This window comes from Pseudoalteromonas sp. AOP31-A2-14 (assembly GCF_052378035.1).
GTDB lineage: Bacteria > Pseudomonadota > Gammaproteobacteria > Enterobacterales > Alteromonadaceae > Pseudoalteromonas.
In genome coordinates this window covers 3,341,667-3,352,500 of the sequence record NZ_JBQSXI010000001.1, presented here as the reverse complement: position 1 = coordinate 3,352,500, position 10,834 = coordinate 3,341,667, and the positions used below count along the sequence as shown (strand labels likewise).

The window sequence follows — 10,834 nt, the reverse complement described above, 5'->3', positions numbered from 1 at the left end:
TGCTGTGTACCCGCGGCTAGACGGAAAGACCCCGTGAACCTTTACTACAGCTTGGCACTGAACATTGAACCTACATGTGTAGGATAGGTGGGAGACTTTGAAGATGAGACGCTAGTTTTGTTGGAGTCAACCTTGAAATACCACCCTTGTAGTTTTGATGTTCTAACGTTGGTCCCTGAATCGGGATTACGGACAGTGTCTGGTGGGTAGTTTGACTGGGGCGGTCTCCTCCTAAAGAGTAACGGAGGAGCACGAAGGTTGGCTAAGTACGGTCGGACATCGTACGGTTAGTGTAATGGTAGAAGCCAGCTTAACTGCGAGACAGACACGTCGAGCAGGTACGAAAGTAGGTCATAGTGATCCGGTGGTTCTGAATGGAAGGGCCATCGCTCAACGGATAAAAGGTACTCCGGGGATAACAGGCTGATACCGCCCAAGAGTTCATATCGACGGCGGTGTTTGGCACCTCGATGTCGGCTCATCACATCCTGGGGCTGAAGTCGGTCCCAAGGGTATGGCTGTTCGCCATTTAAAGTGGTACGCGAGCTGGGTTTAGAACGTCGTGAGACAGTTCGGTCCCTATCTGCCGTGGGCGTTTGAGAATTGAGAGGGGTTGCTCCTAGTACGAGAGGACCGGAGTGAACGAACCGCTGGTGTTCGGGTTGTCATGCCAATGGCATTGCCCGGTAGCTACGTTCGGAACTGATAAGCGCTGAAAGCATCTAAGCGCGAAGCAGGCCTCGAGATGATTTCTCACTAGACTTTTAAAGTCTCTGAAGGGCCGTTGAAGACTACAACGTTGATAGGCAAGATGTGGAAGCATGGTGACATGTTAAGCTAACTTGTACTAATTACCCGTGAGGCTTAACCATACAACGCCAAACGCGTTTTATGCGACAGTTTATACAGAAGTTAATATGACTAAAGTAGATAATTACTGAAAGACTTAAAAAATATTATTAGCTATTTCCAAATTTAGTTAGTTTGTAGCGATACGAATTAACGCCCAAATTTGCTTGGTGACAATAGCGTTTTGGACCCACCTGACTCCATGCCGAACTCAGTAGTGAAACGAAACAGCGCCGATGATAGTGTAGCATTTGTTATGCGAAAGTAGGACATTACCAGGCTTCAAATTGTAGAAAGCCCGATTCGAAAGAGTCGGGCTTTTTTACGTCTGAAATAAAGTAAAAACACCAAGCCAAGACCCCGTACCGAACTCAGTAGTCTCGCAAAAAGAAATACAGCAGCCCTAGGCGAGCCTCATGGAAGGCCTTGCGACTTACCATATACTGTCACATTATTTATGTGGCTCACGAGCTCTGTAGACATTCTATCCCGGCTAAAGCGCTTCTGCGCCGCACATTATATATTCTTGTGGTAGGTGGTGCTTTATAGCTTTGAGTGTAGCCGAATGTATATAAAGTACATTCTATACCCCTTTAATAAACCAATAGGTCTTGCATTTAACCGATACAAAATAATGCTTGGTATGAAATCCATTCAACTTTGGATTACAAATTTACTCTTTTTATAAGTCAAACCCAACGCAAAACATAATCAATCATCATTTGTTATAATTTCATTGTTGGTTTAATAGCTTACATGTGTAAAACTACGCCAGTTAATTTAGTAAATCAGGTGACATGAATGTCGAATATAAAAGCTTGGAAACTTATAAGCCTGTTTTGTTTGATAAGCTTGCTTATGGGCTGCCAATCGAGAGAAGAGCAGTTAAAACAAACAATTCAACAATCTATTGGTAAAGCAGAGGTTGAGTTAAACAATCTTGGCAATGCATTAGATAATGGCTCAATTCGAAATGCAGGGATATTGAAAGAGTACGTACGAATTATCAAAACAGAGCAGCCAGAGCTGTCACAAATAGCCTCGGTGTTAGGCAGAGATGCGACACGTAATGGGGCGCTTTACAGTGGCCTCACAGAGCGCCTCAGAGATATTAAAAGTACGTATACAACCCCTCCTTATGATGAAACGTTACGTAATATAGATTTATTACGTGATGCAGCTAAGCTGACACTATTTGGTGATGCATTAACCGATCCTATAAATATGTTGGCTGATATGTCCAATGGTTCGCTTGCGCGTGTTGGCGCTATTAGCCAACAAGCTGAAGGTGAAGGTGAAGGCAATCAGTTAGTGGGCAACCCTAACTACGGTCACTGGGAAACTAATAGCAACGGTATTAGTTTTTGGCAGTGGTATGGCATGTACCGTATTTTTGGTGATGTATCTAACCGTGTTGAATATGGTCGTTGGAGCCGCAATCGAAAGTATAGTTACTATAATGATTATGGTCGCGCCCGCTATACAAGCCCTAAAAGAATGAAGGCACAATCAGCACTCGCAACAAAAACTAGTCAGTCGTATCGGCGCCAAGGTAGGCAATTTACCAGCCCTTATTCGACTAAAAAGTCAGGTGCATCAGGGTTGAGTCGAAGTAGTTATACGCCACCAAAAAGCCGCAGTAGTTATAGTAAAAGATCGGGCTCAGTGCGGAATAGTTTCAGTAGAACCTCGCGTGGCATTAGTCGCGGTAAATAACGACTTGATAAAAAGAATGAGTGTTGGAGTTAAAGAATATGTCTCAATTTAATGGAATAACTATGTGGTCATTGCAAGCGCTGGCAATTGATTTTGCAATTATTATCGCGCTATTTGTTAGTCTTAAGTTTATCAAAGGCTGGGTGTCCAACTTACATGCTAATGACGAAATTACGGAACGTGATAATTTTGCTTTTGGAATTAGTTTTGCTGCGGGTTTAGTTGCTTTAGCTATTGTGCTTTCAGGTGTTAGTAGTGGTGCGTTTGCTGTTTCATTACAACAAGAAGCACTACAAATGGCAGGTTATGGCCTGTTAGCAATCGTGTTAATTAAGCTAGGTCATTTTTTTCAAGATAAAGTCGCACTGCGTAAAGTAAGTCTTCACAATGAAATAGTTAAAGGTAATGCAACGGCTGCTATTATAGATTTTGGTCATGTGGTCAGTGTTGCAATTGTTATACGCTCAGCATTATTTTGGGTGGCGACAGAAGGCTGGCAAGGTCTGCCAATCGTCATAGCGGCATTTATTATTGGTAGTATTGTGTTGTTATTAGTTAGCCAATATAGAGTGCAGTTATTTAAGCGCACGAATCGCAGTGGTGATTGTCTACAGCAAGCGATTGTTGATGGCAATCTTGCTGTAGGTATTCGCTATGCAGGCTTTTTAATCGGTAGCTCATTAGCGATTACAGCTGCTTCAGGAATTGCACCGTATGTAGCTGATAGTATTAATGCAAGTTTGTTATATTGGGCTATTAGTGCCGTAATTTGCTTGGCGGTATTCATTGTTCTGCACTTGATCACAATTAAAATAATCCTTTCTGGTTGCGATATTTCAGATGAAGTTAATCGTCAGAAGAATGTAGGTGTGGGTGCTATTTCTGCTGCAGTATCATTTTCTGTTGGTTTAACCATGGCTACATTACTAGGCGCATAGAGATTGTCACATGAAACTACAGCCCCAAGTAAGTTCTCCTTACTTGGGCATGACTTTTTATTAATTACTGTTATGGCCGTACTCGCTGGGTGCGGCCTTATTTATGAATACCTTCTTTCTCATTATGCCGGACGTGTACTTGGCTCTGTTGAAAGTGCTATTTATGCGATGATTGGTACTATGATTGTTGCCATGGGTATTGGGGCATTTTTAGCGCGTTGGTTTAAAGATGCTTTTACCGCTTTTGCATGGCTAGAAAGCATTATTGCTTTGCTTGGCATGGGCTGCATTTTAGCTATAGCAGGTGTCATTGCCGTAAGTTATTCACTCCCTCATTTATTTTCGAGTATATTTAATTTACCTCCTGATGTTGTACTTAACGGTTATGTATTTCAAAAAATTCAAGAATGGTCACGTTTTTTACCCTACGTATTTGGCTTAGTTCTTGGGCTATTTATTGGTATGGAAATACCGCTTATAGCGCGTATTCGTCAACATGTTTATGGGCGATTTCTAGAAAATAACGCCGGCACTATTTATGGCGCAGATTATATTGGAGCTGGTATTGGTGCCGCTATTTGGGTGAGTATTATGCTTTCAATGCCTATAATGCAAGCTGCAGCATGGACGGCACTTTTTAATATAATTGCAGGGCTTGCCTTTTTATGGCGCTACCATACCCATGTGCGCTTTGCTAAGGCACTTTTAATTTGCCATATAGCACTGCTGGCATTATTTGGTTTTATTTTGGTATTTGGCATTAGTTGGATGAATAGCTTAAGTAATGTGTTATACAAAGATAAAGTGATTTACTCACAAGCTACTAAATATCAACATGTTGTTTTAACCGAGCGGTTAAGTAAAAACCAGCCGCAACCTATAACCGATTTATACTTAAACGGACGCTTGCAGTTCTCAAGTGTTGATGAGCAAATATATCACTCTATGTTGGTTTACCCTGCGATGCTCGCATCAAACCGACACGATAAAGTACTGATCATTGGTGGTGGCGACGGGCTCGCACTTAGAGATGTTTTAAAATGGCCAGTGAGCGAAGTAACACTCATCGACTTAGATGCACAGCTGCTTAACTTATTTGGTCATAAAGACGGTGACTTTACTCCTCCTGAAAGTATCAATAACCGCTTGTTAAAACTAAATCATAAATCGATGCAAGACTCGCGTTCACACATCATAGTGGGAGATGCTTTTTTAGAAGTCGAAAATCTACTCGATCAAAATAAGCAATTTGATACTATTTTAATTGATTTACCCGATCCTAACCATCCTGATTTAAACAAAATGTACAGCGACTACTTTTACAACCATGTACGTCAATTATTGGCATCCGATGGTGCAATGGCGGTTCAATCTACCTCGCCTTATCATGCTAAAAAAGCATTTTTAAGTATAGGTAAAACGGTTAAAGCAGCTGGTTTTGGTTATGTCGAACAGTATCAACAAAATATCCCTTCGTTTGGGCAATGGGGTTGGACTATAGCCACTAAAATGGGCCAACCAGCCAGTGGACGAATTGAAAATATAAACAATATGCCGGTGCCATCTAGATGGATAAGTAAAGAGTATTTACAGGCTAGCTTTATATTTCCTAACCATTACTTTGAACAAGTTAAAGACGTTAAGGTCAATAGGTTAGGCTCTGGTCAACTATACGATTATTACCGTACAGCTTGGCAAGTAGAAAGTGAATTGTATAAAAATTAATAAAACACGGTTGACATAATATGTCTTCCGTGAGAATCTTAACTCAGACATAATATGTCAATCGACAAAAAGGCAGAAACATGGAATTAAATGAACTTTCAATAAAACTGGCGTCTTTTGAAACCGAAGGTGTGAGCTTTGAATCTTTCTTGATTGCCAACCCTGGTGAACAAGATGTGCTACAAGTCATTGTTGAGGGAAATGATGAGCTTCCAATTTTTGTTACTCAAACCCAAGAGCAATTGCTGTGTATTAGTTACCTGTTTGAAAATGACGAAGTAAAAACTGAATTACGTCATGAGTTAAACGAAACATTATTACGTTTAAATGTACCTATCCCGCTAAGTGCATTTGCAAAGATTGACAACAAATACGCAATTTTTGGCGCACTATCTGTGAATTCATCGTTTGATGATATTACTCATGAATTAGTGGCTTTAGCTGATAATGCAATTGATGCTCTTGAAGCTGTGACTATCTATTTAAACGATTAATTATTGAATACTGGAGTTAAGATTATGAGTATTTTAAAGAAATTATTTACTGCCGTACGTGGTGGCGCTCGTGAAGCCGGTGAAGCCGTTGTTGATGCCAATGGTATCCGCATTTTTGAGCAAGAAATAGCAGATGCGAAAAATGCCTTACACCGTGCTAAGAAAAGCCTAACAGAAGTTATGGCTAAAGAAATGCAAACTAAGCGTAAGTTAAGTGCTATTGATGCTTCAATTGCTGAACATGAAGCATACGCAGGACAAGCGCTTGAAAAAGATAATGAAGCATTAGCGATAGAAATAGCTGAAAAAATTGGTGATTTTGAAGCTGAAAAATCAGAGCATGAACAAGTCTTAGCTGGTTTTAGTAATCACATTGTTACGCTAAAAAAGCAAGTAAAAGATGCTGAAAAGTCAATTAAAGAAAACCAGCGCCAGCTAACTATGGTAAAAACCACAGAAAGCGTACAACAAGCGACAATGGCTGTTAATAGTACACTGAATACTAACAGCTCATCGATGACTAATGCACGTCAGTCGCTTGAGCGTATTAAGCAACGCCAGCAAGATCGTCAAGATCAACTTGGTGCAGCAAAAGAGCTTGAAGCTGATGCGAATGGCGACGATTTAAAATCAAAAATGGCCGAAGCAGGCATCGGTGATACTAATCCAAAAAGTGCTGATATTTTAGCCCGCATTAAAGCTAAGCAAAACGGCTAACATTTTTGTTTATATTCATAAAAAGGTAACGTTGCATTCGCTCGTTGCCTTTTTTACTTAAGAGGCACCCAATGTTTAATTTTTTTAAATCGAAAAAAAAACCAGAACGTCAGTTAAGCCAACCGAGTGAACTTAAAAAAGGCGATATGCTGAGTATTATTGATTCGTTTGCTTATCCTAGTTGGTTAAAAGGTCAAACTGTGCGAGTTGTTGATGTACAAACATATCAATATCAACATAGCAGTGATACCGAGTTGGTGCTTGAGACCAACAGCGGCCAAGTGGTTTTTTTGCAAATTGAGGATGAAGACGGAGAGCAATGGGCTAACTTTTCAATAAAAATCCAGCGCGACGAAGTGGATGAAATTTTTACCTTAGATGAATTTTCGCGTATTTTTGATGAAGATGAATTAACTCATATAACAGTTAATAATACGCCTGAGCGTTATATACAGTTTTTAGCTAAAAGCTATCAACAAAGTGAGTCAGCATTCGTTTGTTACTTTCATAAGCAAGATTATCGTCATCAAGCATTACCACGCTATGAACAAGACGGTGGAGAACCCTGTGAAATGATTTGTTTAGCGTCAGATGATGAAAGCCACAGCCTTAATATTGAAATTTGGGATGGCGGTGAAACTGAGGTCTCACTTACGCTTACTCGTCCAGTCTCTGATATTGTTGATTTGTTCCCCGGAGACGGTAAGTGAGTGATGCAAAGGCCAAATGGCAACGCCAAGAGCAGGCCGTAAGGGCAACTCAAATGGCCTTTGACTTAAGTAGCGAAGTGCAAAAATCAATAAAAAAACAAGCGATTGACCAAGAACTTACACCGTCGGATATGATTCGTAAAATTTTGGCTCTTGATGTAAAGTCAAAAAAAACCCGCCAGCGTTTATCGTTTAACCTTAATGATGAAGAAATAGCTTTATTAGCAGAGCGCTTTGACGTTGATGCTGATGATAAGCGCGCAGTTAAACAACAGGTTGCTGAGCTATTAATTGCGCACACCAATAAGCTTTAGTCTTTTGCCTTTGTTGAGCTAAGTCCTTACACTGAGTATAAATCATTATAATAACGAGTTGTTGTGAATACAGTTTTAATCGCTTACTTATTAATATTTGCTTTATTTGGCACCGCAGCTAGTTATTTTGTGCGCTTTATTTATGCTTATTGGGTTAAAAATCAAATGCCAATAGAGTATATTTTTAAGGCCTGTGCTTGTATTGTCGTAGTCATCGTGATCTCTGCACTAATGCCATTATTGGCTTAGCCCATTAAACACTATGTTTATTTTAGATTAAACGACTGGCATGGGTTGCTAATACATAATGTTTGTATTGGCAGTATCGGTAAACAATCACTGGCTCCGCTGGCTTGATTGGCTATTGTCACTTGCTCTGTAATTTTATTTGCTAGTTGCTCTGCGGCTTTTTGCTCAGTATTTAACGTTGAACAGGCAACCAATTCGTTAAGTGCTTGGTTAGATTATGAGAGGTTGTCAGCGTTATTTGAGCCTGTGCTTACAGCCACTAACAAATTAATAAACCGGCTATCACTAATTTAGAATATGAAACCACTTCATATAATTTCCTTTAATAAACACTTTTCGCATCGCCTTCAATCTCAACACATTTATTTTCTACACATTGTGCACTAGGTGCAGATAAATGCTGGCAAATACTCATCATACCGGTTTGGGCATTAAATTGACTTTCTTGCGCTGTTACTTTATCCGCAAGCTGTTCTATTTTTTGCAGATTAGTGGTTTTGTTAGAATATACGATATAACTACTTGGGCCACCGCAAGCACGATTACCTACCGGGAGTACTTGGCACTGTGTGCTGCTATCACACCGAGTGTCAATTTGGGCGTTAAGTTGTTTACGAGTTTGTTGAATACTTTCTTTGCTGACTGAGGTTTTGGATTGTGGAGTTATTTTTGTATTTATAGGTTTTTCGACTTCATTATCTGCCGGTGTCAGTGAGTTCTTGCCCGTGTCTGCGTCTGTGCAAGCAGACAAACAAAGAGGTAATAAAACAGCAAAAATAGGTAGACGCATAAATAACCGTAAATGTGATCACAATGAATTACTATCATACACGGTGTATTTTTCACGGCAATAAAAAACCAGCATTATCAAATGTAAGCCTTGCAGTGAGCGCGGCTTTAATGCCGCGCTTTTAAGGTGTGTAGTTGAAATTCTACAAACCGCCTCGCGTAAGTTTGGTTGGGTTAAGTAGCTTTTCAAGTTCGCTGCGTGGTAAGTCAGTTTCTTGCTCTGCAACATCGATAATCGGCTTACCACTTTTATAAGCTTGCTTAGCGATTTTAGCTGCTTTTTCATAACCAATTACGGGGTTGAGTGCAGTTACCAAGATTGGATTTTTTGCCAGCGCTTTATCTAAATTATCTTCTCTAACAGTAAAGCTAGTAATTGCTTTGTCGGCCATTAGCTGGCTACTATTTGCTAATAATTCAATGCTTTGTAAAGTGTTATAAGCAATTACAGGTAGCATAACATTAAGCTCAAAATTACCAGATTGGCCGGCGACAGTAATCGTTGCATCATTACCAATTACTTGTGCGCTTACCATGGCGGCAGCTTCAGGAATTACGGGGTTTACTTTGCCTGGCATAATTGATGAGCCAGGCTGTAATGCTTCAAGTTCTATTTCACCAAGCCCAGCAAGGGGTCCTGAGTTCATCCAGCGTAAGTCATTGGCTATTTTCATTTGTGCTACGGCTAGCACTTTTAATTGACCCGAAAGTGCGACAATGGCATCTTGCGAGCCAATATTATAAAAGAAGTTTTTGCTGGGACTGAAACGAATACCGACATTAGCGCTGAGGCTTTTACAAAATTGCTCAGAAAATGCAGGATCAGCATTAATACCGGTACCTACAGCTGTACCACCTTGGGCAAGCATAGTAACCGTTTCTAGGCTATGTTGAATACCAGTCATGGCGTTATCAACTTGCTGTTGCCAAGCACCTAAGGTTTGCGCAAAGGTCACTGGCATAGCATCCATTAAATGAGTACGTCCTGTTTTAACCACTTCGCCAATCTCAGACTTTTTAGTTTCGAGTGTTTGCGATAAGTGAGTAAGAGCAGGAAATAGCTCATAAACTAAATTTATTGCACTACTTACCGCGATAGTTGTTGGGATCACATCATTAGAGCTTTGCCCCATGTTTACATCATCATTTGGGTGAATATCTTCTTCACCATAGCGGGAGGCGAGAGTGGCAATAACCTCGTTAGCATTCATATTTGTGCTAGTGCCTGAGCCAGTTTGAAAAATATCTACAGGAAAGTGCTCAAGATGCTGGCCATCTATAATTTCTTGGCATGCTTTCTCAATTGCTTGTGCCTTAGGCTTACTTAAATGATTTAACTCACAGTTACTTTGTGCTGCAGCTTGTTTTACATAAGCAAGTGCGGTTATAAATTGCTTAGGCATCGTTAAGCCGCTTACTGTAAAGTTGTTGACGGCACGCTGTGTTTGCGCTTTATATAAAGCATCTATTGGGACTTGTAGTTCGCCCATGCTGTCTGATTCGGTTCTAAATGTGCTCATATTAGCTCCTAAAATGGGTTGAATTCGTGACTGAGAATACGGGCTTCTCGTTCGAGGATGAGATATTTTTCAATACCATTATGGGTTTTATAAAAGCGCTTTAAGGCCATTTGTGATTTATAAAGCTGTTCTAAACATTGTTTTCTGATGGTGTTATGTACTAACGAATCGCACATCTTGTTAATTAGTTCATGAAAAGTGCGTCGTAAGTATAGCTCTTGCAATAATATGTTATGATTTTTTTCATAGCATTTAGCAACCATCAAACCTGCTTCTATATAGTTTGCAACTAAAGCTGGAGCATGTAACCCCGGACGGTGACATACACATTTCATTTGGTGTTGATAATAAAGTATAGCTTGATGTGGATGCATAACAAAACCGCTTAGATGTAACGATAATAGTTATCATTACATCTAAGCGGTTTATTCGCAAGTTTCTTTTATTGGCAGATCATATTGGCAAGTATGATGACTTTTAATTATAGCCAAGAATAAAAGCTTGGTCTGTCGCATGATGGCTTTCTTCCTTGTTATTTACCTCTGATAATAAGTTGATGACAGTGGCTCTTTCGTCTACAGCTAAGCTGTTATCTAGTTTACTTTTTTCGCTTGCAGCAAACGCTGCATCTAATGCTGTATAAGGGGAAATATACATAGTTACTCTCCAGTTTAGTTGCTTAAAACTAAGATTGCATAAGTCATACCAATCAAAATGATTATTTGTAACTAACTGAATTATTGATACTTATTGTTATTCTAGCTATTTAATAGAAGACAAAAGTAAGTAAGTTTGCTCTACTGGTGACCATAA

General features: G+C 39.9%; 13 protein-coding genes and 2 rRNA genes (1 of these 15 running past the window's edge). 10 read left to right on the top strand and 5 right to left on the bottom strand.

The genetic code is table 11. From position 1 onward, the window contains the following. From ACT3S9_RS15580 to ACT3S9_RS15535, 10 genes are all read left to right on the top strand, one after another. Positions 1-872: ribosomal RNA gene (locus tag ACT3S9_RS15580) — 23S ribosomal RNA — on the top strand (it extends 2,015 nt beyond the left edge of the window). A 143-nt stretch (positions 873-1,015) separates the two neighbouring features. After that, a 5S ribosomal RNA gene (gene rrf / locus ACT3S9_RS15575) occupies positions 1,016-1,130 on the top strand. Positions 1,131-1,650: 520 nt separating this feature from the next. Then, complete coding sequence (locus ACT3S9_RS15570; RefSeq protein WP_444751072.1) at positions 1,651-2,565, top strand: CHAD domain-containing protein; 915 nt, start codon at positions 1,651-1,653, stop codon at positions 2,563-2,565. Between the two features lie 38 nt (positions 2,566-2,603). Then, positions 2,604-3,503, top strand: a complete 900-nt coding sequence (locus tag ACT3S9_RS15565) for a DUF350 domain-containing protein (RefSeq protein WP_444751071.1) — start codon at positions 2,604-2,606, stop codon at positions 3,501-3,503. Positions 3,504-3,575: 72 nt separating this feature from the next. Further along, positions 3,576-5,228: a polyamine aminopropyltransferase gene (locus ACT3S9_RS15560; RefSeq protein WP_444751112.1), complete on the top strand. Its 1,653-nt coding sequence runs from the start codon at positions 3,576-3,578 to the stop codon at positions 5,226-5,228. An 80-nt stretch (positions 5,229-5,308) separates the two neighbouring features. Continuing rightward, a complete protein-coding gene (locus tag ACT3S9_RS15555; RefSeq protein ID WP_441836188.1) occupies positions 5,309-5,722 on the top strand; it encodes a YjfI family protein in 414 nt (137 codons plus the stop codon). Positions 5,723-5,746: 24 nt separating this feature from the next. Then, positions 5,747-6,439 carry a PspA/IM30 family protein gene (locus ACT3S9_RS15550; RefSeq protein WP_441992948.1) on the top strand — a complete coding sequence of 231 codons (693 nt, stop codon included), beginning with the start codon at positions 5,747-5,749 and terminating at the stop codon, positions 6,437-6,439. Positions 6,440-6,510: 71 nt separating this feature from the next. After that, positions 6,511-7,149 (top strand): DUF4178 domain-containing protein, encoded by a 639-nt coding sequence (locus ACT3S9_RS15545; RefSeq protein ID WP_444751070.1) that lies wholly within the window; start codon positions 6,511-6,513, stop codon positions 7,147-7,149. After that, positions 7,146-7,463 carry a hypothetical protein gene (locus tag ACT3S9_RS15540; RefSeq protein ID WP_441836191.1) on the top strand — a complete coding sequence of 106 codons (318 nt, stop codon included), beginning with the start codon at positions 7,146-7,148 and terminating at the stop codon, positions 7,461-7,463. The genes ACT3S9_RS15545 and ACT3S9_RS15540 overlap by 4 nt, the downstream gene beginning before the upstream one ends. Positions 7,464-7,526: 63 nt before the next feature. Continuing rightward, positions 7,527-7,712: a hypothetical protein gene (locus tag ACT3S9_RS15535; RefSeq protein ID WP_441836192.1), complete on the top strand. Its 186-nt coding sequence runs from the start codon at positions 7,527-7,529 to the stop codon at positions 7,710-7,712. 17 nt (positions 7,713-7,729) lie between these two features. Here the strand turns inward: ACT3S9_RS15535 and ACT3S9_RS15530 are convergent, their stop codons facing one another. The 5 genes from ACT3S9_RS15530 to ACT3S9_RS15510 all read right to left on the bottom strand — a co-directional run bounded on the left by ACT3S9_RS15530 (position 7,730) and on the right by ACT3S9_RS15510 (position 10,678). Continuing rightward, positions 7,730-7,906 (bottom strand): hypothetical protein, encoded by a 177-nt coding sequence (locus tag ACT3S9_RS15530; protein ID WP_441995894.1) that lies wholly within the window; start codon positions 7,904-7,906, stop codon positions 7,730-7,732. A 128-nt stretch (positions 7,907-8,034) separates the two neighbouring features. Continuing rightward, positions 8,035-8,502, bottom strand: a complete 468-nt coding sequence (locus ACT3S9_RS15525; RefSeq protein ID WP_441836193.1) for a hypothetical protein — start codon at positions 8,500-8,502, stop codon at positions 8,035-8,037. 142 nt (positions 8,503-8,644) lie between these two features. Beyond that, positions 8,645-10,021: a class II fumarate hydratase gene (locus tag ACT3S9_RS15520; RefSeq protein WP_441836194.1), complete on the bottom strand. Its 1,377-nt coding sequence runs from the start codon at positions 10,019-10,021 to the stop codon at positions 8,645-8,647. A gap of 8 nt (positions 10,022-10,029) precedes the next feature. Further along, complete coding sequence (locus tag ACT3S9_RS15515) at positions 10,030-10,395, bottom strand: hypothetical protein (RefSeq protein WP_441836195.1); 366 nt, start codon at positions 10,393-10,395, stop codon at positions 10,030-10,032. A 103-nt stretch (positions 10,396-10,498) separates the two neighbouring features. Further along, positions 10,499-10,678, bottom strand: coding sequence for a hypothetical protein (locus tag ACT3S9_RS15510; RefSeq protein WP_441836196.1), 180 nt, complete (start codon positions 10,676-10,678; stop codon positions 10,499-10,501). Positions 10,679-10,834 lie beyond the last annotated feature (156 nt).